We start from the raw sequence: 23897 nt of genomic DNA, 5'->3' as shown, positions 1-23897 counted from the left end.
AACGCCTGCCCCCCACTCTCCAAACCATAAGACACCAGGCCTGAAGGCCGGCCCGCATTTCAAAGAAAGCTTTATCCATGTCAGACAGCGCTTTGCGAAACTCCGTCCTCAACCTCGGGTCAACAGCCGTCTCGATGGCCTGCGGGTTTGTGGCTTCCGTTTTTGTCGCGCGCCAGCTCGGGGCTGACGGTCTGGGGGCGACGGCATTCGGCTTCTTGGCGGTGGTCTACCTGAGCGTGATTGTCGAGCGTGGCTATCCGCAGAGCATTCTCAGATTTGCGGCGCAAAGCCGCGTGGCCTCCGACCAGCAGGATATCATCCGCGCCTCTTTCGATGGCTATGTGCCCGTCGTTGTCGCCACGTTTCTGGCAGTTCTCCTTCTGGCGTTGACAAGCCTCGCCTGGGGAGCTGATGGCATGCCGCTTTTCTGTTTTGCCGCCGCTGTGTTATTCCTCACCTACAGCCTGGCGAAGGTCGCCGAGGCTGCATCACGTGGCAGCGGTGACTTTTACCGCCCGGCACGCAATACAGTCGTCGGTAGCCTGCTTCTCATCCCTCTCTCGGCGATCGGTGTCCTCTTGCTGGGGCCGGCCGGAGCACTGCTGGCGCTCGCGGCTCGCTTTTTGCCGCAGGCGCTCGACCTGTGTCGGCTGGTCACAAACCCAAACGACATTGACGCGCCGGGGCCGAACCCTCTCGGGCAAGCCTTTCAAGGCTATCGGGCGCAGATGTGGCTCATCAATCTTCTTCAGGCCCTGGCCATGTCCAGGGTGGACTATCTCTTCCTGCTATTTCTGGTTGGCGTCAGCGATGTCGGACTTTTCGCCGTCGCGATCGTTTTCACCGGGCTGGTCAGCCAGCTGGCGCTACAGCTCTCGTCATCGCTGACGGTGAAGTTCGTCCGTGCGCCAACGCGTGGTCACGTGGATGCATGGTTGGGTGTGGCACTCTTCTTCCTGCCGGTTGCGATGATTGGAAGCGCCATTCTGCCGGGCCTCATTCCGCAGCTCTTCGGGCTTGAATTCGCCGAGTTAGGTCCTGCGGCCGCGTTGCTTTTGTTGGCCGCCGGCGTCTCCGCAATCGCCATTGTGCCCTGGAGTTTCCTCGCCGCGACCGGACATGCTCAGACGCTTTGCCATGTAAGCCTGGTGTCGGCCTGCCTCACGCTGGTTGTGGCGCCCTTGGCCTTTCTGCTCGGCGGCATCGAGGGCCTCGCCTGGGCGCGGCTCGCTATCGAATGCGTCACCCTTGGCATTCTCATCTATCATGCTTGCGTCCGACAGCGCATGGAGATCCCCGCGACCGCACTTGCAACACTCTTCTCGTCCAGTCTCACGGCCGCGATCGCCGCCGTTATGGCGTATCCACTCCTGCCGCCGGGTCAGGCGGCGCTGGTTTCGACCGTGATCGCTTTGTTCGTCTATCTCGTGATGCTGAGGCTCACACGCAGTGTCCACGGCTTCGGCACCTATGATTTCCTGAGGTCGAAGCTGACCGGGGTCGCCAAGCCTATGCCGGTCCAGGTCCAGATTGCAGAGCACCCTCGCTGAAGGCCGTTCTTGCGATCAATTGATCAGCTTGTAGACCTTCTTGCGTTCGCCCAAGGCGCGCTCTCGGTCCTCCTTTGGAGTGAGGCCGAAGCGCGCTTTGTAGCGGGTGGAGAAGTCGCCCATGTGGCGGAAGCCCCATTTGTAGGCCACTTCCGAGACATAAGGATCGTGATCGAGGTTGCAGATCTCGGCACGCACCCTGTCCAGCCGGGCAAATAGGATGTAGTTGCTCGGTGTATAGCCGAACTCCCGTTTGAAGGATGTCTGCAGGGTGCGGATGCACATGCCGCAGGCCTGGGCGACATCGCCGGCGGTGATCGGTTTCTGCAGGTTCTCGTCGATGAAGGTGAGCGCGCGTCGCACGCTGCGACTGCTGATCAGCTCGATGTTGCGTTGAGGCCGAAGGCTGCATGGCCACACCGTCAGGAGCTGCAAAAGCAGCGCTTCTTCGAGCATCGGATAAAGGCTGCCGGCATCCTGCAATCCGCCGGAGACCTGCAGCATCATGAGTTCGGCCAGTCGCTGACAGTTGCCGATGTTCGAGGCCTCGACCGGAACGGCACCGGTATAGCGATCCCAGCGATAGTCTTCCGGGTGAGTGAAGAGTTTGGAGACCTCCTCCAGCCGTGTGCGGTCGATCGCCAGCGCCAGAAACTCCGTATCCGCCGAACAGTACAACTCCGAAAGTTGATCTTTCGGGGCGAACAACGCGTAGCCGGCAGGAAAATCCTGTAGACTCCCTGATGAACGGTTCGTCATCATGCCTTTGATCACGAAACGAACCGCGATGGCGTCTATGGCGACCTGGCTGGTGGCATACAAAGCAGACTGGGTCCAGAACTTGTAGATGGCTATGCCAGCGCTACCAAAGCCGGTCAATGACGCTCGCACCGGATCCCTGTGTGCGGACCTGATCCGATAGGGAATGTTGAGCTGTGACGAGAAGAGCTCAAGGCTTCTGGCATCGGATATCGATGCGTTCAGGCCGACGCAACCAGTGTGCAGGACTGGCCGAAAATAGTCTCCAAGTCGAACGCTTGAGATGTTTCCACTCCTCACCGTTGACTTCAACCTCCCTCAAATTGCACACCAAGAAAACAACACATAAAGATATATTAATATTTGGAATTTCTGTTTTTCGGCGTGACTTCAATCGCAATAGCTTAGGTGCATTTGTCTGCAGGTTTTGTTGCCGCTCGGTCCGGGCAAAGGGACGATTGCGCCCATCTGATCAGTTGATCAGCTTGTAGACCTTCTGGCGTTCGGCCATGGCGCGCTCTCGGTCCTGCTTCGGGGTAAGGCCGAAGCGCGCTTTGTAGCGGGTCGAGAAATCGCCCATATGGCGGAAGCCCCATTTATAGGCGACGTCCGAGACGTAAGGGTCGTGATCAAGGTTGCAGATCTCGGCCCGCACCCTATCCAGCCGGGCAAACAGAATGTAGTTGCTCGGCGTATAACCGAACTCCCGTTTGAAGGATGCCTGTAGCGAGCGGATGCACATGCCGCAGGCCTTGGCGACGTCGCCGGCGGTGATCGGTTTGTGCAGGTTCTCCTCGATGAAGGTGAGGGCGCGTCGCACGCCGCGGCTGCTGATCAGCTGGATGCTTCGCTGAGGCTGCAGGCTGCGCGGCCAGATGGTGAGGATCTGCACCAGCAGTGCCTCCTCCAACATCGGATATAGGGAGCCGGCGTCGTGCATTCCGCCGCTGAGCTGTTGCATCATGAATTGCGCAAGGCGCTGGCAGTTGGCGATGTTCGAGGCTTCGGCCGGCACCACGGAGGCGTAGCGCTCCCAGCGGTAGTCGTCGGGGTGGCTGAACAGTTTTGAAACCCCCTCCAGCCGCGTCCGATCGATCGCAAGTGTCAGGAACTCTGTGTCTGCCGCGCAGAAGAACTCGGAGATCTGCTCGTGCGGCGTCAGCAAGGCATAGCCCTTGCGACACTCCTGCCGGATCGTTGCCGAAGGGTCCGACAGGGCACCCTCCAGCACGAACCGGATCACGATGACGTCGATCGCGCCCTTGCTCTTCGAGCTGATCGCAGACTGGGTCCAGACCTTGTAGATCGATACGCCAGGGCTCCTGAAGCCGCTGAGAGACGCCTGGACCGGGTCCCTGCGCAAAGGCCTCGTCAGATAGGGAATGTCCGGTTGTCCCGACAGTTGCTCCAGCTTGGCTGCATTCGAAATTCTTGTATCAAGGCCGACATAGCCGTTGCCTATAACGGGGCGCAGATAATCGCCCACACGCGGAATAGAAATTTTTTCATTATTCATGTCACCCTCTCCCCCCAAAAAAGCACTGAAAAATCGTGATAGATTGGTGGGGAGAATTTATATACGGGATAAGCAATCCGAGCGCTTGCTCAAATTTACCATTTATTATTGGTAGTTTTTTGTGTTCTAATATGTCGATGAGAGCGGTGTGCCGGCGAAGCCAATACCGACATCCGGAACGCACGACAGTTTAGTAAAAATATTTTCATTGCTTGCTGCCGCGTCAATCCGCGTCAAGCGGCTGTCGCAAAGTGGGCTTATGCTGATATTTTAGCCTGCCTGGTGCAGAGCTTGTGTGGCGGCAGTGGGTCGCCGGCTGACGAAAGATCTCAGCCGCTGATCTCCATCAGCCCCTGGCGTAGCGCCTGCGGGTCGCCGGTCATGCCAGCCTCGATGTCGGCATGCACCTCGCGCCAGATCGGCACGGCGCTCGCAAGCGCCGCCGCGCCTTCCGGCGTCAGTTTCAGCCGCTTGCCGCGCTTGTCCCTGAGGTCCGGCTCGATCATCACCCAGCCGCGCGCGGACAGCGGCTTCAGCGCCGCCGTCAACGTCGTCCGGTCCATGGCGAGCAGCTTCGCAACTGGCCCCATCGGCGGTGGTTCCGGCCGGTTCAGCGCCATCATCAGCGAAAATTGCTGGTTCGTCAGCCCGATGGGCTTCAACGCCGCATCAAAGCGCCGCGCCAGCGCCCGTGCCGCCCGCTGGGCATGCAGGCAAAGGCACGTGTCCTTCACATGGATGGTGGTGGAGTAGGGAATCAGTGGCCCATTTGACATGCCATAAATATGTTGATATCAACGTAAATGTCAAGAGGAGGAACAGAAAAATGGAATATTCCGTTGTTTCCCGGGAAGAGTGGCTCGAGGCCCGGAAGGCTCTGCTGGCTGAGGAAAAGGCTCTCACGCGCCAGCGCGATCGCGTGAATGCTCAGCGCCTGGCGCTTCCCTGGGTCAAGGTCGAGAAGGATTATCGCTTCCAGTCCCCGAAGGGCGAGGTCTCGCTTGCCGATCTCTTCGGTGGTCGCAGCCAGCTGATGATCAACCATTTCATGTTCCATCCCGACTGGGATGCCGGCTGCGAGGGCTGCTCCTTCTTCGCCGACCATATCGACGGCATGCTGCCGCATCTCAACAATCACGACGTCACCTTGGTCACGGTGTCCCGCGCGCCGCTTGACAAGATCGAGGCCTATAAGCGCCGCATGAACTGGCATTTCCCCTGGGTCTCGTCCCTTGGCAGTGATTTCAATTACGACTTCCACGTCTCCTTCACCAAGGAAGAGCTCGCTTCCGGCTCGGTGCACTACAATTTCCGCCAGACCCCGAGCGAACAGGCCTTCGACGAACTGCCCGGCATGTCCGCCTTCTATCGCAACGAACAGGGCGAGATCTTCCACACCTATTCGCAATATGCCCGCGGCGGCGAGGAAACCCTGGGTGCCCTGATGATCCTCGATCACGCGCCGCTCGGCCGCAACGAAACGGGCACGCTGAGCTTCGTCAAGCGCAAGGACGAATATGTCACAAAGCCGGCTGAAAAGGCCGGCTGCTGCCACTGAGGAGCATGGGCCATGGAATCTTCAAAACCGAGCGCACATCACCGCTTTCTCGACCGCCTGGTCGGCGATTGGCTCTATGTCACCTCCACCGGCCACGAGGCTTACGACCCCGAGGATCCCCTCAAGCGCTGGACCGAGAAGGTCCGTTCCATCGGCGGCCTCTGGATCGTCGCCGAAGCGGAGGGCGGTATGGGCGAGGGCGAGCGCGGCACCATGATCATCACCCTCGGCTACGATCCGCGTGTCGGCCATTATGTCGGCAGCTGGATCGGCTCGATGATGGACAAGTTCTGGGTCTACAAGGGCTGGCTGGAAGACGAGGGCCAGACGCTTGTGCTCGAGGCCGAAGGCCCGAGCATGGAAGACCCTGAACGCAACGAGCTTTATCGCGATGTCATCCACTTCATCGATGATGACAACAGACGCTTCTCCGGCAGCATCAGGAAGCCCGACGGCAGCTTTCACACCTTCATGACCAGTGTTTCCAAACGTATCGGCTGATTTCAAAAGAGAGGGACTTTTCCATGCATGGCACATTTCTCTGGCATGAATTGATGACGCCCGACCCCGCCGCCGCCAAGGGTTTTTACGGCGCACTGCTCGGCTGGCAGCCGACGGATATGGAGATGGAAGGCTTCACCTATACTACCTTTGCCGTACCGGGCTTTCCCTCCGGCGTGGCCGGCATGATGCAGCTCACGCCCGAGATGGCGGGGCAGGGCCTCCCGCCGAACTGGACCGGCTATATCCAAGTCGATGACGTCGACAGGACGGCGGATGAATATGAGGCGAATGGCGGCGCAGTTCACCGCGCCCCTGAAGACATCCCCGGCATCGGCCGCTTCGCCGTTGTCGCCGATCCGCAAGGGGCCGTCGTCTGTATCATGGCGCCACAGATGCCCGATGGTGAAACCGGCAATTGGCCCACCCCGGGCGCGGTCGGCACTGTCGGCTGGAACGAGCTGATGGCGGGAGACTGGGAAAAAGTCTGGGACTTCTACGCCGCCCGATTCGGCTGGGAAAAGGACATGGCCGTCGACATGGATGCCATGGGCATCTACCAGACCTTCAAGCGCGGTGATCAGAGCATTGGCGGCATGATGACCAAGATGCCGGAGATGCCAATGGCCTATTGGGGCTTCTACTTCATCGTGCCGGCCATCGATGCGGCCGCTGCAAAGGTCACTGAACTCGGCGGCATGGTGCTGATGGAGCCGCATCAGGTCCCCGGCGGCTCCTGGATCGCCGCCTGCCAAGATCCGCAGGGTGCGTTCTTCAACCTGACGGCGGCAACGCGTTGAAATGGGGCTGAATGGGGCCGGCCCCAGCGCCTGATGGCAATCTCCCCACCAGTGGGGGAGATGTCGGCGTAGCCGACAGTGGGGGCGAACCGGGTGAAGCGTGGAAAGCGCAGCTGAAAGATCGCGCTCTGCTCAGCCGCGCTTCACGGCCTTTTTGACGGCGCGCTTCTTCGGTGCCGGCGCCTTGTCGGCTTCCAGCGCCTCGCGCTCCATTCTCAGCGCCTTCAGCGCTTCCGTCTTGCGTTCGCGCGCGGTCGCTTCCGCTGCGATCAGCGAGCGGGCAACGCTGTCGGTGGTCGCGGCCTTGTCCTGCGGCGAAACTTTTTCGGGTTTGAAGAAAGCGTCTTTGGTGGCGGTCATGTCCGGATCCTTCCCGCAGCGGGGCTGCCTGTCTCGGCATGTCGTGTCATCGCCTGCGTCCTCATCGGCATGGGGCCGGCCGGGCGGGGCGGGCGGGTCCGCGCGCCGTGGGGCGCACGGACAAGGTTCGGCTTAGCGAGCGCCGCGAACGGCTGCCTTCTTCGGCGCCGGCAGCAGGCCTTCGCGCTGCAGCTTCTTGCGGGCGAGCTTGCGCTGGCGACGAACGGCTTCTGCCTTTTCGCGCACGCGCTTTTCAGACGGCTTTTCAAAAGCGCTACGGGCCTTCATTTCGCGGAAGAGACCTTCGCGCTGCATCTTCTTCTTGAGCACCCGGAGTGCCTGGTCGACATTGTTGTCACGAACGAGAACTTGCACGGTCGTTTCCTTTCCGGGCGTTGCGGCCCGCTTGTTCTTGTGTTGCGAAGGAGGGGATACGACAGGCTAACGCGCCAGGCCCCGGCGAAGATCCCGATGACGTCGGGAAACATGCGGATCGCGCCAATAAGCACCGATCCGCACAGAAACAAAAAAGGCCGGGCGGAACCCGACCTTCCTCTCGTCACTCAGCCTTCGCTGCCGGTACATCCGTGGTCAGCTTGGCGAGCAACAGAATTCATTAGGCAGCGCGCAGGTTGTCGGCCGAGCTCTTGCCCGAACGCTTGTCCTGTACGATGTCGTAGCCGATCTTCTGGCCTTCGACCAGGTCGCGCATGCCAGCGCGCTGAACGGCGGAGATGTGGACGAACACGTCGGCAGAGCCTTCATCCGGCTGGATGAAACCAAAACCCTTGGTGCTGTTGAACCACTTTACGGTACCTGTGCTCATAACGATATCCTTTCAATCGTTGGGTTCGCCGGAGAGACATTCGTCCGGCTTTCTATCGACGTTGAAGGGAAATCTGGCGTGCGCGGTAGCGCGTAGACAAAGTCGCTCGCAATCTTCGATGGCCGCAATATAGGCCGTCACCCTGTCGGACACAAGCGCAAACCGGAACATCAAGGCATCCGGCACCCGAAAGCCGGCCGTATGAATGGGGACAACAGGCTGATAACGCTCAGAGAATGGCCGCGTGGGTCAAGTGGAAAAAATTCGCGTGATGGGTCCTCGAATGTCACCGCCTCTTAAAATTAGCCATAACTTGAAAAATCGCTACATTCCGGTCCTCCGAGAGCGGTTCTGTCCAAAAACAGTACGACAAGTCCCGTTGTGACTTGCTAATACGGTGCGCCAGGCCGCCACCCTCAGCACACGGCTTTGGCATTCTCTTTCACTCAGCTACGGGCTCATCCGATGAAAAACTTCCTTGCCGCAACGGCAATCCTCCTGATCTCCGCAACCGCGTCCTTCGCCGATAGCTTCACCTTCCCGGCTGACGAACCGGCCGCCACCGTGGAGATCCCGGCTGACTGGCAGCCGACCGAGACCGACTATGGCGTCGAGGCCAATTCGCCCGACGCCGGCACCTATATCTCCTTCGATGTCGCCGGCGCTGCAGACATGGAGCAGGTGATGAGCGATGTCTTCGCCTTCCTTGAAGAAAACGGCGTGGTGCCGGACCCGGCGAGCCAGCGCGAAACGAAAGATCAGCTGAACGGCATGCCGTTCCAGACCATCGACTGGAAGGGCACCGATAAGGACGGCCCCGTTTCGATCGGCGTCGGCATCATCGGTCTCTCCGAAGACAAGATCGCCATCGTCACCTACTGGGCCTCGGCCGAAACCGAAGAGAAGAACATACCGGAAGTCGGCAAGATCCTCGCAACGCTGCAGCCGGCCGGCTGATTCGCGGCGGTCACGCTTGCTTTCATGACGAGCGCCCCGGTTCCGCACAGGGACCGGGGCGTTTTTGCCTTTGCCGGGGGAAAATGCCGCAGCCTGGCAAGGTTTCGAGTTCCATGGCGACAAGGCCCCCGTGATCTGATAGGAGAAAGCACCCGTTCCTGGGAGGGCGGGCCGATTATTCTTTTACGAAAGCCAGCCGACCATGACCATTGCTGCGGGCCTCTCCTTCGGACGCCCCAAGCCGCGCGCCGCGATGTCGGACGCGCCCATCCTCTTCTTTACCGTGACCGATGAGCAGAAACTGACGGAGGTTGGCCAGTGAGCGCAGCCTTCGAATATCGCAGCGATGAGGTCGCCGAAGACCAGACCCCCGATGCCAAAGCCTGGCTCAAGATCGTCAACGCCTACCGCAAGCCGAACCTGACGCGCTCGAGTTTCGAGCTGGGCGTGACGCTTGTTCCCTTCGTGCTCTTCTGGCTCGGTGCCTGGGCGAGCTTTGAATATTCCTTCTGGCCGGGCCTGATCCTGGTCGTCCCGGCGGCCGCTTTCCTGCTGCGCCTCTTCATCATCCAGCATGATTGCGGACATGGCTCCTTTTTCGCCCGCCGCTCGATCGATGACTGGACCGGCCGTCTGCTCGGCGTCCTGACCTTCACCCCTTACGACTACTGGCGTCGCGCCCATGCCGAACATCATGCAAGCGCCGGCAATCTCGAAGAGCGCGGGATCGGCGATATCACGACGCTGACCGTCTCCGAATATCGCGCTTTGCCAGGCTGGAAGAAGCTCGGCTACCGCCTCTATCGCAATCCGGTCGTGCTTTTCGGCATCGGCCCGATCTGGGTGTTCCTGCTCAAGCAGCGCCTGCCCTTCGGCATGATGAAGGATGGCGCTTTGCCCTGGGTCTCGACCATGGCCACCAATGCCGGCATGGTTGCCATGGCGGCTTTGATGATCTGGCTCGCCGGTCTCGATGCCTTCCTGATCGTCCATCTGCCGATCGTGCTGCTCGCCGGTGCGCTGGGCATCTGGCTCTTCTATGTCCAGCACCAGTTCGAAGATACCCATTGGTCGAACCCGCCGGAATGGCAGTTCCAGCACGCCGCCCTGCATGGCGCCTCGCATTACGACCTGCCCTGGGGCCTGCGCTGGCTGACCGGCCATATCGGCGTGCACCACGTGCATCACCTCTCCAGCAAGATCCCCTTCTACCGTCTGCCGGAAGTCCTGCGCGATCACCCCGAACTGAAGTCGATCAGCCGCATCACGCTGAAGGAAAGCTTCGCCTGCGTGAAGCTCGTGCTCTGGGACGAAGCGCGGGGACGTCTCGTCTCGTTCCGCGAGGCGCGGCGGATGGCCGTGGCCGCCTGACCTGTTAGCGTCGGCCAAGCGCCGCAAGATGGGCCGCCATTCGGCCTGCCGCTTCTGACGGCCCGGATTTTCCGGGCCGTTTCTCCATCACCACGTAGCGGATCTCCGAAAGCTGCGGCAACCCGGCTCCTTCGAGCGCCGCCTGGCCCATGCCCGCCTCCGTCCGGCAGGCAATCCCGAGCCCCGCCGCCACAGCGGCCTTCACCCCGTCAAGGCTCGGCGTGACAAGCGCCAGCCGCCATGGCCGCCCGACGGCATCCAGCGCCCGGGTCGCTGCAGAGAGGAAAGGGCAGGGCGGCGTGATGCTGACCAGCGGCACCACCTCGTCTTCCAGGAGCCGCGCATCGCCGAACCAGCCCGTTTGCAAGGTGGTGGCCTGCACATGACCAATGCCCGGCTCGCCGACGCAGACAGCCGTATCGATTCTGTCCTCGCTCATGGCCTGCAGCAATTCGCTGGTGCTGCCGATGACAATCGAAAACCGTGTCGCGCCGTCGTCCCCACGCAGATCGGCAAGGGTCGGCTGTAGCACCTGGCCGACGAAATCCTGAACCATGCCGAGCCGGATCGGTGGGCGCGACGCGGCATCGAGTTCTGCACGCGCCGCATCGATCCGCGCCAGGATCGCCCGGCTGTGCGCAAGCAGCCAACTGCCCGTGCCGTTGAGCTTCAGCGACCGCCCGTCCCGATCGAAAAGCGCCTGTCCGATGATGTCCTCGAGCCGCTGCATCTGCAGGCTGAGCGCCGATTCGCTGCGGTTGACCCGCATGGCCGCCGCCGCCAGCGAGCCGCAATCCGCCACGGCGACAAAACTGCGCAGGAGCGGCGAGGGGAGATCCGGAAACATGAGTTTTCCTCAAGTCAGACTGCATAATTGATCGATATTATTTGAGCATACCGTGACTATCCTGCCTCCGTCATCCCGTTTCGGAGAATTCGACCATGCCCTTTGCCCGCCTGACCTATCACCCACCCCATCCTGATCGTGAACGCGATCTCGCCCGCGCCCTGACGGACCTTATCGCCACCGATCTGGCCAAGCGCCATGATCTCACCTCGGTGCAGATTGAGCCCACACCTGCCAAGACCTGGACCATTGGTGGAGAGTTGCAGCCAGGGACCGCGCATCTCGAAGTCTTCGTCACCGTCGGTACCAACACGGTGGAACAGAAGCGGGCGTTTCTGAAAAAGGCCACGGCTCTGCTGCGCGCCCAATGGCCGGAACTCCATCCCGCTACCTATGTCGTGGTGCAGGAATTGCCGGCCACCGACTGGGGCTATGACGGCCTCAGTCAGGCGGATCGCGCAGCAGCACGATAGGAGCACTCCGGTCAGCCACGCGCCGCGTCTTGGCCGGAGCTATCCCACCCCGCGATCCAAAGCTTGCGCAGCCGATCCCCCTCACGCCGAAAATGCGCTCCCGTCGCCCGGCAGTCCCTGACCCGATCGACCCGGAAATTGCGGATCCCCTCCCGCAATTCGCACCAGCCGACAATCACCGCCGCTTCGGCATAATGGATAACGGCAATCGGCCGGATCCGCCGCGTCGTTGCCTCGCCCTTCTCGTTGACATAGTCGATCTCGAGCTTCTCCTCGTCGCGAATGGCGCGGCGGAGCATCGCAAAGTCGATGGCCTCGGGTGCTGCGGCCACCCGTCCCCAGGCATAGAGCGTGCGTGAGACCATCGCCTCGCGCAGCGGGTCGGGTAGGGCAGCCGCGATCTTGTCCAGCACCCGCGCCGAGGCCTCGCGCAGCTCGGGGTCTGCCGTGCGCTTCGTCAGCGCCATGCCGAGCACGATCGCCTCCGTTTCCTCGGGCGTAAACATCAGTGGCGGCAGGTGAAAGCCGGGACGCAGGATATAGCCGATGCCGCGCTCGCCCTCGATCGGCACGCGCATCGCCTGTAGGGCCGCGATATCGCGATAGATCGACCGCTGCGTGACCTCCAGTTTTTCGGCGATCTGCTGGGCGGTTATCGGGTGGTCGGCGAGCCTCAGGATCTGGATGATCTCGAACAGCCGGGACGCCTTGAGCATGTCATCCCCTCATCACAACTGACACAGCTCTGTCAGTTGGATCTCTGTATAGCATGGCGCAACAGACTGAAAACAGGCCAGAAACCTGGATCGGTCATCCAAGCAGCAACACGGACAACTGACATGACCTATACGGAGAATCTCTGGCTTTTCACGCTCCTCCTGGCCGGCATCATCACCGTGCCCGGCATGGACATGATCTTCGTCACGGCGAATACCCTGACCGGCGGCCGCCGCGCCGGCGTGGCCGCCACTTCGGGCATCATGCTGGGTGGCGTCTTCCACACCCTCTTCGGCACCGTCGCGGTCGCAACCCTCTCGACGCTTGTTCCGCAGCTTGCCGGCCCCATGCTGGTCATCGGCTCCGCCTACATGATCTGGATCGGCTACACGCTCGCCAGAAGCGCCATCGTCATCGACGGCATCGAGGCGTCAAAACTGCACCGCTCGGCACGGATCTTCACCCAGGGCCTGATCACCTGCCTGCTCAATCCGAAAGCCTGGCTCTTCATCCTCGCCGTCTACCCGCAATTCATGCGGCCCGAATACGGCCCCTTCTGGCAACAGGCGCTGGTCATGGGGGCGCTCACCCTCATGCTCCAGGCAGCCGTCTATGGCGGGCTCGCGCTGGCCGCTGCCAAGGGGAGAGACGCGCTGACCTCAAGGCCTGAAATCACCATCTGGATCGGCCGCGCCGCCGGCTGGCTCCTTGTCGCCGTGGCGACACTGATGCTGGTGGAGGGCTGGCGAAGCTGGTGAGGCTGGGGAGGGGCGACGTCGGCCCCTAAAGCCCCACCGCCTTGCGCAAGGCCTCGTTGATCCGCGACTGCCAGCCATCGCCCGTCGCCTTGAACCGATCGATGACCTCCTGATCGAGCCGGATGCTGATCGCCTTCTTCGGGCTCGCGGCCTTGGGTCGACCAAGCTTGCGGTCGATTGCTTCCGCCAGATCTGGAAACACCTCGCGGAAGGGGCGGAACTCTTTCAATTCCTCCTCGGTCACTTCGGGGTTGTCTGCGACTTCTTCCCAGTCAGCACGACTATAGCCCCGACCTTCTTGAAAACCGTCTGCCGCAGGCTTTGTCTTTTTCATCGCAATGCCCTCCGCTCTGCCGGATTTGCGGCCCGCATGGAAATCACCGACACGCCCTCGGTTCCGAGCCGCACGAAAATCACGGCCACCGTCCCATCCGCCAACCGCCCGATTGCCTGCAGCCTGCCGCGCTTGGCCGGCCGGATGAGCGCGCGCTGGAAGGACGCAAGCGACAGGTCTGCAAAATCCAGCCCGTGCTTGTCGATATTCGCCAGCCGCTTCGGTTCATCCCAGACAATGACCATAGTTTATGTATATACGAAAAATCCGCAAGCCAGGCATCCTGCCAATCTGGGGGATTTTTCGCTCAACCCCGCTGCGGCAGCAGGATCACCGCAGCCCCGATCAGGCAGATCGCAGCGCCCATCAGGTCGAAGCGGTCAGGCCTTTGCCCCTCGACCAGCCAGAGCCAGCAGAGTGACGCCGCGATATAGACGCCGCCATAGGCCGCATAGGCGCGGCCCGCTGCCTCGGAGGGCACAAGTGTCAGAAGCCAGGCAAAGGCGGCGAGCGACAGGAGACCGGGCACAAGCCAGAGCGGCGAGCGATCAAGTTTCAGCCAGGCCCAGAAGGCAAAACATCCGGCGATTTCGGCAAGGGCTGCGGCGGGATAGATCAGGAGGGTCATGGCCCGATCCTGCCATGGCCGGCTTCAAGACGAAAGGGCAGGGGCGGGGTCAGCCGGTGCGGCCCTGCAGGTTCAAGACATGGCAGACGCGCGGCAGAAGCTCGGCCTCCTTGGGGAAGCAGACGAAGAAACCCTGCACGCTGTCGAAACCGAGTTGGACTGCCGTTTCCATCTGGTCTTCGTTTTCGACGCCCGCCGCCGTCACGATCATGCCGAGATCATGGCCGAGCGCAATCACATGGCGCACGATCGCCTTGTCGACCGGATTGTTCAGCGCGCTTCGCATCAGCGAGTGATCGATCTTGAGGCGCCGGAATGTGTGGTTTCGCAGCGCCGCAAGTCCCGCATGGGTCGCGCCGAAATTGTCCATGGCCAGCGCAAAGCCGCAGTAATGCAAAGCTTCAAGCGCCAGGCTGACGGGCTTGGCCAGCGGGCCATAGAAGGCAGGCTCCGCAACCTCGATCTCCAGCATGTCGGGTGTGAGACCGAAACTCTGCACCATGTCGGTGAGCCGCAGGGCGAAATCCCCGGCACAGAGGTCGAACGCCGTGGCATTGACGCTGATTCGCCCCATCTCATGGCCCTCGGCCCGCCAGCGCGCCGCCTGGCGCAGCGTCGTTGACAGCACGAAGTCGCGGATCGACAGCGACAGCATCGGATCATGGAAGACGGAGCGGAAGTCCTGCGCGGCGGCCAGACGTCCGGGCGCGATGCGCCAGCGCAGCAGCGTTTCAACGCTGTCCACTTCCCTTTGATCGACGGAGTAGATCGGCTGATAGGTGAGCTCAAAGCGACCGCGCTCCAGCGCGCGCTTCGCATTGTTGACCAGAACGATGTGATCCAGACTGCTGTCCAAGCTCGACCTCATGAATTCCCGGATGCAGGGCCGAGAATTGTATCCATGCACAGTATATATCAGGGATGGTTGCTCGGAAGTGAACAAAACTCGCCGAGACACGGCGAGCTTTCGTCACTCAGTTCTTGTGTTTTGCACAAAAACGGCAGGCTCACCGGCGAAGACTGCCCAATATTCCACGCACCAGCGCCCGCCCGACCGATGTCGCGACCGATCGTGCCGCGCTCTTCATCGCCGCCTCGATCACGGTTTCGCGCTGATATCCGGTGCTGCGCTTCGTGCTGCGCCCACCATCGTCCGCCGCAGGCTCGTCGCCGAAGCCCGGCAGCGTCCAGCGACCGGCAGCGCTGTCGTCACCTTCGGCCTTCTCCTCGGCAGCGCGCTTGGCCGCTTCCGCCTCCGCCGCCTTCTTCGCCCGGGCGTTGAGGATCTCGTAAGCCGATTCCGAATCGAGATCGATGTCATACTGGCCGGCGACGGGGCTGAGACCCATCACCTTCTGGCGTTCGGCATCGGTGAGCGGCCCGACCCGGCCCGAGGGCGGGCGGATCAGCGTGCGCTCGACCATGGACGGAATACCCTTGGCCTCAAGCGTGGACACCAGTGCCTCGCCGATGCCAAGCTGGGTGATCGCGGTGGCGCAATCGAAGGCCGGGTTGGGGCGGAAGGTATCCGCTGCCGTCTTCACCGCCTTCTGCTCCCTTGGCGTATAGGCGCGAAGCGCATGCTGCACACGGTTGCCGAGCTGCGCGAGCACGGTTTCCGGCACGTCGAGCGGGTTCTGCGTGACGAAATAGACGCCGACCCCCTTGGAGCGAATGAGCCGCACCACCTGCTCCACCCGCTCGATCAAAACCTTCGGCGCATCATTGAAGAGAAGATGCGCCTCGTCGAAGAAGAAGACCAGCTTCGGCTTGTCGAGATCGCCCACTTCCGGCAGTTCCTCGAACAGTTCCGAGAGCAGCCAGAGCAGGAAGGTCGCGTAAAGACGCGGGTTCATCATCAGCTTGTCGGCGGCCAGGATCGAGATCGCGCCGCGCCCGTCATGCGTCGTGCGCATGATGTCGGTGACGGCAAGCGCCGGCTCGCCAAAGAAATTCTCCGCTCCCTGCTGTTCGAGGATCAGAAGCCCGCGCTGCAGCGTGGCAATCGAGGCCTTGGAGATCAGGCCGAACTGGCTGGAAAGCTCCGTCGCATGCTCGGCCATATAGGTGAGCAACGCCTGCAGATCCTTCAGATCCATCAGCGGCAGCCCGCCCTCGTCGGCGATCTTGAAGGCAATGTTGAGTGCGCCTTCCTGCGCCTCCGAGGCATTCATCAGCCGCGAGAGCAGGAGCGGCCCCATCTCGGCGACGGTGGTGCGCACCCGGTGGCCCTTCTCGCCATAGATATCCCAGAAGATGACGGGGAATTCCGCCGGCGCATATTCCTTGAAACCGATCTGCGTCGCCCGCTGGGTGATCCAGTCCTTCGGCTCGCCCATGGCGGCAATGCCGGAAAGGTCGCCCTTGATATCGGCGGCAAAGACGGGAACGCCGGCTTCGGAAAAACTCTCGGCCAGCACCTGCAGCGTCACGGTCTTGCCGGTGCCCGTCGCCCCGGTGACGATGCCGTGGCGGTTGCCGTATTTCAGCGCCAGATACTCCGCCTTGTTCAGGCTGTCGTCCGGATTGCGGCTGGTGCCGAGATAGAGCGAACCTTCTTGCAGCATGCGGACGTTTCTCCCATCGCCATCAACACTTCAGCTTGCTCTTATAGGAGGACTGTGGAACATCGACAACGGTCGTCCGTCCCGTTTCGGTACGCCCCGGCGATGCGGTCGAAAGCCTGTGTCGTCCCCGGCAAATTTCGTCGCGCCAGGACCGGACCGCTTGAGTTCGGAAAGAACTTCCATTACGTTGACGTTAACGTCAAAAATCGCCTCAGGAGGACTTCGAGAATGAGCGAAATCGTCACCCGCATCGCCGACAATGTCGGCATTTCCCCGGAAAAGGCTGAAACCGCGCTCGGCATGATGCTCGGCTTCCTGCAGCGCGAAGCAGCCGACGGCCCGGTCGCTAAGATGATCGAAGCCATTCCGGGTGCAGCCGAACTGGTCGCCAAGCACAATGGCGAAGGTGCCGGCGGCGGTGGCCTGCTCGGCGGCCTGATGAGCGCCATCGGCGGCGGCGGCATCATGGGTCTCGGCCAGCAGCTGATGTCCCAGGGACTCGGCATGGGCGAAATCTCCACGCTTGCCAAGGAAACCATGGCAGTCGCCCGCGAATATGCCGGCTCGGATGTGGTGGACGAGGTTGTGGCCTCGGTGCCGGGGCTGAGCCAGTTCGTCTGAGACGAACGATAAGTATTTGAATTGGCAAAGCCGTCGGGACAACCCGGCGGCTTTTGTGTTCGGGCGGATAGCATCAGGTGTCCGGTCGCTCAGGGTTAGCCGGAACCATTCAGGTATTCGATGAATACGATGGCCCCTTGAACAAAGGAGCCCAAGCCGCCGAGCACTGCAGCGACGCCAATGATACCGGCAATTAGGTTTTGTCGTTTGCTCAGCGCCAGTCGCGCATCGGTCACGATCGGCTCGCCTCGCCAGAACAACCGCCCATGTTCATCGATTTCAACGTAATCGAGATGATCAGGCGTGATTTTTTGCCTTGCCATCGCGTCACTCCATCGACGCTGAACGACCCCGAAGCGATGCGGCTATCGTTTGCAGCAAGGCATTTGTCTGGGCGCTGCTGTCCTTCATCTCCTGCCGGAGCGAGCCGATTTGGGTTTCAAGCGCCTGCCGCAGGGAGCCGATCTCGGTTTCCAGCATCTCGGTGTGCGCGATCGTTACCTCATACTGCTCTGAAAGACGCCGCCCGATGTCGGAAAGCGCATGTCCGTGTTCGGTCAGGGTCGCCTTGACCTCCACCAGATCAGTACCCAGCGCATCCACATGCATCTTCAATGCATCGAATTGCGGTGATAGGCGCTTCGCCATTTCCTGGACGAAATGGCCTTGTTCTGATTTCTCTGGCATACGATCTCGTCTTCCCACGCGGTTCGACTCGTGATCATGCGCCTCTTTGGCAAAGATATTTGCCGGCGCCTGCACCATCGCAGCGCTCACGACCGCGTCAGTTATGTCGGTCTGAAAGGCTAACACGTCAAGCCTGCTGCCCAACAGTGCCTGAGCATGCACTACCTGATGTTGAGAAAGCATTACCTTTACCTCCCCATCAAGAGCATGATTGCTTTCAAGGTGGTGAGAAATGGCCGTGGCGAACTGTTCGAGGTCGATGGGGCTCGGATCGTCAAGCGGCAGTGCGACCGAGTCTTCAAGACTGACGCCGCTGAAAGGCTGATATGGCCTTTCGATCGGTGCGGGTGGGGCAGCGGGCGCTTGTCGCAAGCTGCGATCAGAAGAATCGGACGAGTGAGCCGCTGCAGACCCCTTTGCAGGAAGCCGTCCCTGAGATTGAGCATTCGGATCAGAAGGCATTGCTGGCCCCGTATGTCACCGGTCGCAGAGATTAAGTCGCAACCTCATCCTGTCAAGTTGCGTATTATAAAAATTCCACCAATGGTCGCGCATGAGACCAAAATGACCGCAGCGTCGGGAAAACAGTTTGATGCTGGGGCCGATCGCCATCGCCGCCGCCGCCATCTCCGCCACAATCCGCCGCGACGACTGAGGCCCGACCCCTCACACCCCAAACCGGATCACATATCTCGTCCCGCCATCCACCTCGCGGGTCACCTCGCCGCCGGCCTGCTGGATGAAGGCGTCGACGAGGCGGGTGCCGGAGCGGCGGGCGGTTTCCTGGTGCATGCCGATGCCGTCGTCCTCGATCGTTAGCTGCGCTGAGCCCTTGCTGCTGGCCGACAGCGTCAGCCGGATCGTGCCGGTGTCGCGGCCGGCAAAGGCATGTTTCACCGCATTGGTCACCAGTTCCAGCGCCGCCAGCGCCAGCGGTGAGGCACGATCGGCCGGCACCAGCACGCCCTCTGCCAGACTGGCCTGAAGCGTGATGGCCCGATCTTCGGGGATCAGCGTTGCAGGGTCGCAAGCCCGCGCGATGAGATCGCCAAGATCGATCTTTTCGCCCTGGTTCGAGCGATAGAGCAGGTCATGCACCTCGGCCAGCGCCCGAACCCGCATATGCAGCGTCTGCACGTCGAAATTGCCGCGCCGGGCCTGCATGTTGATCAGGCTGGTGACCAGCGCCAGGTTGTTTTTCACGCGGTGGTTCATTTCGCGCACCAGTTCAGAGCGCTGATGGGCGAGGTTCTCTGCCTCGACCCGCTTCAAGGCCTGCAGGTCGCTTTCGCGCTGCGCCAGCATGCTGCGCCGCGCCAGCGCTGTTGCCACCAGCGTAAAGGCGCTGATCGCCACCATCAGCAGCCAGACGGGCAGGGCGCTTCGGAGCGTCGCGGCGACGATCTGGCTCTGCGGCACGCCGAAATTGGCCACAAGCGGAACGTCGCCCAGCCGGCTGAAGGCATAGATCCGGCGGATGCCATCGGATACGGCCAGCGCCTCGTAAACGCCCTCGTTCGCCTCCGCTATGTTTTGCCGTGCCGGCGTGTCGGGCGCCAGCATGATCGGCTCGGACGGCTCCTGGCGCACCAGAAGCTTGCCGTCGTCGCGCATCAGCGAGGCCGCCTCGTCCTCCCGCGCCGTCACGCTGCGCAGAAAGGTGCGGCTGGTGTCGGTGGCGACGGAGGAAACGATCATGCCGCGGAAATCATTGGTAACGAAAGGGCTCGCAACAATGATGGCATCCTCGCCACCGGGCGACAGCTTGATCCGATCGACATAGAGGCGAGCGCCGTCACGGATGGCATTGATATAGTCGCGTGGTCCCATTGGCACATCGACGGGAAAGGCGCGGCTGGAGGCGATCATCTGCCCGTCCTCGGCGATCACCACCAGGCCGTAATTGTCGGGCTGGCGCGCGTCGAGCCCGGCGAGAAAGCTGTGAAAGGCCTGGGACCGCAGGAAGTCCGCCGTCTCGCCGTTTGCCCGGCTGCGGGCGGCGCCATGCTTGACGATCTCCGTCTCAAACAGTCTTTGCGAGTATTGGCGGACAAGCGTGACGGAATCCACCGCATGATCCGTGGCAATCGCGCGCTGCTCCTGCCAGGCTATGCCGCCCCAGATCAGGCCCCCGAGAACCGGGATAACGACGCTTCCGATCTGGATCGTCCGGAACCAGCGCAACACCATATCGGGACCCCAGACCGTCACGTCGAAATACCCCTGCGAACCATAGTGAAAATTGTTCAAGACTTAGTTTTTAGAGCAGGTTGCACGCGGCAACGCAACAGGAAGACCGGCCTATGAAGACAGCCTGGCTGATCGCTCCGGAACGGATTGCGCCATTCGCCACATGCCACGGCACCTTTTCCCGCGTCATGCGTTGATTAGGCGAACAAACCCTCATCATCAGAAGAAGCAGGGAGACCCCGATGCAGGATTTCGATCTGAGCGCCATGACCGAGGACGAACTCGACCGCTTGATTGCCGATGCCACCGCCGAGCGCCGGACCCGCAATGCCCCGGAGGAACACGAAACGGTCGCCGGCGGCGTGCGCGGCCAGGATGTCAACGATCCGGACCACGGCGCCATCACCACACCCGCCCCGCATCAGGTTCGAGACCATGCCCCCGGTGGCCTTCAGCCCGGTGCCCGCGTCGAAGGCAGCCGCGTGATTGATGCCGATGAAGCGGCGGAGGCCGATATCGAGCGCGCAGCCCGAAGCGTCGTCTGACCGGACGCCACGTCTTGATGGCCTCCCTTTGATGGCCCCCCTTTGATGGCCTAAGCCCCCAGGGCCATCCGCAGCCGCCATGTATCCTGCCCCCCGGAGATGCATGGCGGCTGTTTTCACCTGGACCGCACAGCGCGTTGGATGGCCCACGCCTTTCCCCACATTGCCAGCTTGGTCCTTTCAGGTTAGACCGGTCGGGTGATCACAGCATTTGCCGCCTATCTCGCGCTTTTCCTCGCTGCCTTCCTCGCGGCAACCATCGTGCCGGCGCAGTCCGAAGCTGTGCTCGTCGGGCTGATCCTGGCGAAGGATCAGCCGCTCGTGCTGCTTCTGCTGATTGCCACCATGGGCAATGTGCTGGGCTCGGTGGTCAACTGGTTGCTCGGACGCTTCATCGAGCATTTCCGCGACCGTCCCTGGTTTCCCGTCTCTCCGGCAAAGCTCGCCCGCGCCGAAGCCTGGTATCGCCGTTTCGGCATCTGGTCGCTGCTTCTGTCCTGGGTGCCGATCATCGGTGATCCGCTGACCGTGATCGCCGGCGTCTTGCGCACACCGTTCCTGACCTTCCTCATTCTGGTGACCATCGCCAAGGGCGGAAGATATCTGGTGCTCGCCGCCATCACCCTTGGCCTCGCCTGAACCGGTCGCCGGAACTTTCTACTCGGCGATAGCCTGCTGCAGCGCCGGGCTGCGCATGGTCTGTTCCGCGGCGACGGGCGCGATGTCGCCATAAACGATCCGGTTCCGGCCCGCTGCCTTGGCCTGATAAAGCGCACGGTCGGCCCGCGCCAGAACCCGCTCCGCAGTCTCGCCGGCCTCGGCAGCCACCAGCCCGGCGCTGAAGGTAATGTTGATGCCATCCACATCGAGCCCCCGCGCATCACGCAGCAGGCTGTCGAGATGCCGAACGGCCTCCGTGCGGCTTTGGTCGGGCAGGATGACGGCAAACTCTTCTCCACCCAGCCGTCCGGCCAGCCCCGGCGCATGCCGCTGCAGGCATTGTGCCATTGCCAGCAGCACCGCGTCGCCGCGATCATGCCCGTGCCGGTCATTGATCTGCTTGAAATGGTCGAGATCGATCATCGCGAGGTGCAGTGGCCCCTCTGCGTGCTCCCCCTGCGCTTTGGCGAAACGGGCAAGAAACGCGCGCCGATTGAGAAGGCGGGTCAATGGATCCGTGCCGGAAAGCCGCCGATACGTCTCCTTGGCCTCGAACAACTTGCCGTAGGACGACATGACGATGATGTTAAGCATGACCCCAATCACGGCAGTCACACCGGTCGCGATCACAAATTCGGGGTGGCCGGCAGCCTCGAAATACGCGCGCGGCAGGCCGATAAACGAGATCGCCCCGCACAAGATCGCCGAGATCACATAATCGACGATCCGCGAAAACAGGACAGCCGCATGCACCAGGATCAGGGCGACGACGAAGAAGCGCCAGTAGTCGCCATGTAAACCGAGCTTGCCGAGAAAAATCCTGAACGCCAGCGCGCAGGAAAGGATGCACAAGGCGCCGCAGATACGGAAGGTCAGGTCATGCCGGGTGCGCATCAGCATGGCCCAGCACAGGCAGAACGGCATGACCGAGGCGATATGCGACGGGCTGAGGAACTCCCCCGTCTCCGGACGCAGCAACCGACCGAACACCAGGACCAGCACCGAAAGCGTGGCGGCTATATTGATCTGCAGATGGAACGGTCGTTCTTCGGCAAGATTGAACATCGAAGGTGCTCGTCAGCAGGTGATAAAATGGAATCTTGAAAAAGCATGCACCCCGATCATCCCTAGTCGGGCGAACAAGCCAATATCTGGAATTCATGTTATGGGAAAGAGCTGGAAAGGCCGAATGGGACGAGATTGACCGCCGGCGCCATCATCCCAGAAAATGACACGGGCATGCGCTGAAAATCACCGGCAGCCGAGTGCGACGGTCACGCGGTGATCTTCACCCCGGCTTCGAGCGCCGCTGCGATCAACGCCTTGCGGCCGTCTTCTTCCTTGGCCTTGCCTTGCGCCACGGCGGCAAGAACGAGCAGAGCCTTGTCGAGGGCCTCGCCGTCTTCCTCTGGCCAGTCCTCGATCAGCGCCCAGGATGCGCCGAGCGCGCTGTCGACCACGACATCCTCACCGTCTTCGCCGATCCCGTGCAGGATCACGGGCTTGCTCCAGATCTTGCGCATTGATGTCATGTCCTTGCCGTCTTGGCCGCCATTGAGGTCTGCGGCACGTGTCGCGTCTCCATAGCCGACAAAATTGCTCTGTGCCACGCTTTCTGTCGCCGAGGATCATTCGGACCGCATGAGGCCCGGCTCAGCCTGTCTCACCGGTCAAGCCATGGAGAGATTTGAAGACCTTGTCGGGTGCAAGATCGGCATACTCGTCCGGAGCACCAGCACGATTGATCCAGTGGCATGTCATGCCGAAGGCCTTGGCGCCGGCAATGTCCCATCGATTGGAGGACTGGAAGGCGATATCCGGCGCAACCAGCCTGTAGCTTGAGGTGACCAGCGCGTAAGCCGCCGGTGCTGTCTTGTAGACCTTGAGGGCATCGACGGAAAAGACGTCGTCGATCAGCCCGCCGATGCCCGCCGCTGAAACCGCATCTTCCAGCATCTGTGGCGTGCCGTTGGAGAGGATGGCGATTTTCGCCCCCGTTTCGCGCAGCGCTGCCAGCACCGACGGCACCTCGGGAAAGCAGTCGAGTTTGCGATAGGCATCGATCAGATCGGCCCGCAGACCTCTGTCAACAGCCGGAAAGCGGCCGAAACAGAAATCGAGCGCATCCTCGGTCAGTGCGCGGAAATCCCGATACTGACCCATCAGGCTGGTCACCCAGGTATATTCGAGCTGCTTCACCCGCCACAGGTCAGAGAAAGCCTGTGCATCCGGCCCGATTGCCGCTGAATTCCGGCGAACGGCCGCATGCACATCAAACAGCGTGCCATAGGCATCGAAGACATAGGCTTGGGGCCTGGATGCGGTTCTGTCATCGGCCAGGGATGCAATCGCGTCGGTCATGAAGTCTCCTCCTCGAAGGAGGGTAGGGCGCAGGCGTCAGTCGTTCAAGCAGGCGAGGGGCCGCCAGAGGCCGTAATCAGCTGCGTCGTGCCGCCAGCCGGCCCCGGTCGTGTTCGACGGTCGAAAAACCGCGCGTCGTCAGCCGGAACTGCCGCTTCTGAAACTCGCCGCGCACCTCGATCAGCCCTTGCTCCTCGGCCTCGGCAAGCGTCTTCAGGCTGGTACCCTTCGGCGGCGTCTGCCAATCCCGGCCCTGAGCCGCATGCAGCAATACCATGATCTTGATCATCGGGGTCTTTCTCTGGATGCCT

31 protein-coding genes are annotated in these 23897 nt (G+C 61.6%); 11 read left to right on the top strand and 20 right to left on the bottom strand.

From position 1 onward, the window contains the following. Positions 1–77 precede the first annotated feature (77 nt). On the top strand, positions 78–1550 hold the full coding sequence (locus AC1PUL_RS12035) for a lipopolysaccharide biosynthesis protein (protein WP_480464423.1): 1473 nt from the start codon (positions 78–80) through the stop codon (positions 1548–1550). Positions 1551–1565: 15 nt separating this feature from the next. Here the strand turns inward: AC1PUL_RS12035 and AC1PUL_RS12030 are convergent, their stop codons facing one another. The 3 genes from AC1PUL_RS12030 to AC1PUL_RS12020 form a co-directional block, all read right to left on the bottom strand. Then, positions 1566–2429: an AraC family transcriptional regulator gene (locus tag AC1PUL_RS12030; protein ID WP_480464422.1), complete on the bottom strand. Its 864-nt coding sequence runs from the start codon at positions 2427–2429 to the stop codon at positions 1566–1568. Between the two features lie 352 nt (positions 2430–2781). Then, complete coding sequence (locus AC1PUL_RS12025) at positions 2782–3825, bottom strand: AraC family transcriptional regulator (protein WP_480464421.1); 1044 nt, start codon at positions 3823–3825, stop codon at positions 2782–2784. Between the two features lie 329 nt (positions 3826–4154). Continuing rightward, the gene (locus AC1PUL_RS12020) at positions 4155–4601 is read right to left on the bottom strand and encodes a MarR family winged helix-turn-helix transcriptional regulator (protein ID WP_480464420.1); all 447 of its coding nucleotides are present in this window, start codon (positions 4599–4601) and stop codon (positions 4155–4157) included. A gap of 50 nt (positions 4602–4651) precedes the next feature. Between AC1PUL_RS12020 and AC1PUL_RS12015 the strand changes: the two genes are divergently transcribed. The 3 genes from AC1PUL_RS12015 to AC1PUL_RS12005 are packed head-to-tail and all read left to right on the top strand — an operon-like array spanning position 4652 to position 6684. Continuing rightward, the gene (locus tag AC1PUL_RS12015) at positions 4652–5383 is read left to right on the top strand and encodes a DUF899 domain-containing protein (protein WP_480464419.1); all 732 of its coding nucleotides are present in this window, start codon (positions 4652–4654) and stop codon (positions 5381–5383) included. Positions 5384–5395: 12 nt separating this feature from the next. After that, on the top strand, positions 5396–5884 hold the full coding sequence (locus tag AC1PUL_RS12010; protein ID WP_480464418.1) for a DUF1579 domain-containing protein: 489 nt from the start codon (positions 5396–5398) through the stop codon (positions 5882–5884). 23 nt (positions 5885–5907) lie between these two features. Further along, entirely contained in the window at positions 5908–6684 is a 777-nt protein-coding gene (locus AC1PUL_RS12005; protein ID WP_480464417.1) for a VOC family protein, read from the top strand. Between the two features lie 132 nt (positions 6685–6816). Here the strand turns inward: AC1PUL_RS12005 and AC1PUL_RS12000 are convergent, their stop codons facing one another. From AC1PUL_RS12000 to AC1PUL_RS11990, 3 genes are all read right to left on the bottom strand, one after another. Next, positions 6817–7044 carry a hypothetical protein gene (locus AC1PUL_RS12000; RefSeq protein WP_298466530.1) on the bottom strand — a complete coding sequence of 76 codons (228 nt, stop codon included), beginning with the start codon at positions 7042–7044 and terminating at the stop codon, positions 6817–6819. A gap of 132 nt (positions 7045–7176) precedes the next feature. Beyond that, positions 7177–7419, bottom strand: a complete 243-nt coding sequence (rpsU, locus tag AC1PUL_RS11995) for a 30S ribosomal protein S21 (protein ID WP_307375267.1) — start codon at positions 7417–7419, stop codon at positions 7177–7179. Positions 7420–7660: 241 nt separating this feature from the next. Then, the gene (locus tag AC1PUL_RS11990; RefSeq protein WP_298466534.1) at positions 7661–7870 is read right to left on the bottom strand and encodes a cold-shock protein; all 210 of its coding nucleotides are present in this window, start codon (positions 7868–7870) and stop codon (positions 7661–7663) included. 465 nt (positions 7871–8335) lie between these two features. On the opposite strand from AC1PUL_RS11990, the gene AC1PUL_RS11985 reads away from it, so the two are divergent. Both AC1PUL_RS11985 and AC1PUL_RS11980 read left to right on the top strand, forming a co-directional pair. After that, a complete protein-coding gene (locus tag AC1PUL_RS11985; protein ID WP_480464416.1) occupies positions 8336–8827 on the top strand; it encodes a histidine kinase in 492 nt (163 codons plus the stop codon). Positions 8828–9145: 318 nt separating this feature from the next. Continuing rightward, entirely contained in the window at positions 9146–10198 is a 1053-nt protein-coding gene (locus AC1PUL_RS11980; protein WP_480464415.1) for a fatty acid desaturase, read from the top strand. A gap of 4 nt (positions 10199–10202) precedes the next feature. Here the strand turns inward: AC1PUL_RS11980 and AC1PUL_RS11975 are convergent, their stop codons facing one another. After that, positions 10203–11045 carry a LysR family transcriptional regulator gene (locus AC1PUL_RS11975; RefSeq protein WP_480464414.1) on the bottom strand — a complete coding sequence of 281 codons (843 nt, stop codon included), beginning with the start codon at positions 11043–11045 and terminating at the stop codon, positions 10203–10205. Between the two features lie 95 nt (positions 11046–11140). Between AC1PUL_RS11975 and AC1PUL_RS11970 the strand changes: the two genes are divergently transcribed. Continuing rightward, entirely contained in the window at positions 11141–11518 is a 378-nt protein-coding gene (locus AC1PUL_RS11970; protein WP_480464413.1) for a tautomerase family protein, read from the top strand. Positions 11519–11529: 11 nt separating this feature from the next. Here AC1PUL_RS11970 and AC1PUL_RS11965 read toward each other — a convergent pair whose 3' ends face one another. Continuing rightward, positions 11530–12234, bottom strand: a complete 705-nt coding sequence (locus AC1PUL_RS11965) for a helix-turn-helix transcriptional regulator (protein WP_480464412.1) — start codon at positions 12232–12234, stop codon at positions 11530–11532. Positions 12235–12357: 123 nt separating this feature from the next. Here AC1PUL_RS11965 and AC1PUL_RS11960 point away from each other — a divergent pair, with 123 nt between their 5' ends. Beyond that, on the top strand, positions 12358–12993 hold the full coding sequence (locus AC1PUL_RS11960; protein ID WP_480464411.1) for a LysE family translocator: 636 nt from the start codon (positions 12358–12360) through the stop codon (positions 12991–12993). Positions 12994–13018: 25 nt separating this feature from the next. On the opposite strand, the gene AC1PUL_RS11955 is transcribed toward AC1PUL_RS11960, so the two are convergent. The 5 genes from AC1PUL_RS11955 to AC1PUL_RS11935 all read right to left on the bottom strand — a co-directional run bounded on the left by AC1PUL_RS11955 (position 13019) and on the right by AC1PUL_RS11935 (position 16522). Then, positions 13019–13327 carry a BrnA antitoxin family protein gene (locus AC1PUL_RS11955; RefSeq protein ID WP_480464410.1) on the bottom strand — a complete coding sequence of 103 codons (309 nt, stop codon included), beginning with the start codon at positions 13325–13327 and terminating at the stop codon, positions 13019–13021. Then, positions 13324–13572: a BrnT family toxin gene (locus AC1PUL_RS11950; protein WP_480464409.1), complete on the bottom strand. Its 249-nt coding sequence runs from the start codon at positions 13570–13572 to the stop codon at positions 13324–13326. The genes AC1PUL_RS11955 and AC1PUL_RS11950 overlap by 4 nt, the downstream gene beginning before the upstream one ends. Positions 13573–13634: 62 nt before the next feature. After that, entirely contained in the window at positions 13635–13955 is a 321-nt protein-coding gene (locus AC1PUL_RS11945) for a YnfA family protein (RefSeq protein WP_480464408.1), read from the bottom strand. A gap of 49 nt (positions 13956–14004) precedes the next feature. Next, the gene (locus AC1PUL_RS11940) at positions 14005–14811 is read right to left on the bottom strand and encodes an EAL domain-containing protein (protein ID WP_480464407.1); all 807 of its coding nucleotides are present in this window, start codon (positions 14809–14811) and stop codon (positions 14005–14007) included. A gap of 151 nt (positions 14812–14962) precedes the next feature. Continuing rightward, positions 14963–16522, bottom strand: a complete 1560-nt coding sequence (locus tag AC1PUL_RS11935) for a helicase HerA-like C-terminal domain-containing protein (protein WP_480464406.1) — start codon at positions 16520–16522, stop codon at positions 14963–14965. A 228-nt stretch (positions 16523–16750) separates the two neighbouring features. Here AC1PUL_RS11935 and AC1PUL_RS11930 point away from each other — a divergent pair, with 228 nt between their 5' ends. Next, entirely contained in the window at positions 16751–17143 is a 393-nt protein-coding gene (locus AC1PUL_RS11930) for a hypothetical protein (protein WP_480464405.1), read from the top strand. Between the two features lie 95 nt (positions 17144–17238). Here the strand turns inward: AC1PUL_RS11930 and AC1PUL_RS11925 are convergent, their stop codons facing one another. The 3 genes from AC1PUL_RS11925 to AC1PUL_RS11915 form a co-directional block, all read right to left on the bottom strand. Then, positions 17239–17466 (bottom strand): hypothetical protein, encoded by a 228-nt coding sequence (locus AC1PUL_RS11925; RefSeq protein WP_480464404.1) that lies wholly within the window; start codon positions 17464–17466, stop codon positions 17239–17241. Between the two features lie 4 nt (positions 17467–17470). Then, positions 17471–18292, bottom strand: coding sequence for a hypothetical protein (locus tag AC1PUL_RS11920; RefSeq protein ID WP_480464403.1), 822 nt, complete (start codon positions 18290–18292; stop codon positions 17471–17473). A 204-nt stretch (positions 18293–18496) separates the two neighbouring features. Next, positions 18497–20080, bottom strand: coding sequence for a sensor histidine kinase (locus tag AC1PUL_RS11915; RefSeq protein ID WP_480464402.1), 1584 nt, complete (start codon positions 20078–20080; stop codon positions 18497–18499). A gap of 182 nt (positions 20081–20262) precedes the next feature. On the opposite strand from AC1PUL_RS11915, the gene AC1PUL_RS11910 reads away from it, so the two are divergent. Beyond that, positions 20263–20565, top strand: coding sequence for a hypothetical protein (locus AC1PUL_RS11910; RefSeq protein ID WP_480464401.1), 303 nt, complete (start codon positions 20263–20265; stop codon positions 20563–20565). A gap of 201 nt (positions 20566–20766) precedes the next feature. Continuing rightward, positions 20767–21204 (top strand): YqaA family protein, encoded by a 438-nt coding sequence (locus AC1PUL_RS11905; RefSeq protein WP_480468567.1) that lies wholly within the window; start codon positions 20767–20769, stop codon positions 21202–21204. Between the two features lie 18 nt (positions 21205–21222). On the opposite strand, the gene AC1PUL_RS11900 is transcribed toward AC1PUL_RS11905, so the two are convergent. From AC1PUL_RS11900 to AC1PUL_RS11885, 4 genes are all read right to left on the bottom strand, one after another. Next, entirely contained in the window at positions 21223–22290 is a 1068-nt protein-coding gene (locus AC1PUL_RS11900; RefSeq protein ID WP_480464400.1) for a GGDEF domain-containing protein, read from the bottom strand. A gap of 209 nt (positions 22291–22499) precedes the next feature. Then, positions 22500–22748 (bottom strand): DUF982 domain-containing protein, encoded by a 249-nt coding sequence (locus tag AC1PUL_RS11895; protein ID WP_480468566.1) that lies wholly within the window; start codon positions 22746–22748, stop codon positions 22500–22502. A gap of 130 nt (positions 22749–22878) precedes the next feature. Beyond that, on the bottom strand, positions 22879–23586 hold the full coding sequence (locus tag AC1PUL_RS11890) for a haloacid dehalogenase type II (RefSeq protein ID WP_480464399.1): 708 nt from the start codon (positions 23584–23586) through the stop codon (positions 22879–22881). 76 nt (positions 23587–23662) lie between these two features. Then, positions 23663–23875: a hypothetical protein gene (locus tag AC1PUL_RS11885; RefSeq protein ID WP_246780623.1), complete on the bottom strand. Its 213-nt coding sequence runs from the start codon at positions 23873–23875 to the stop codon at positions 23663–23665. Between the last annotated feature and the right edge of the window lie 22 nt (positions 23876–23897).

It is taken from the genome of Rhizobium sp. P43 (assembly GCF_056730705.1).
This window is presented reverse-complemented; position numbering and strand designations above follow the sequence as displayed.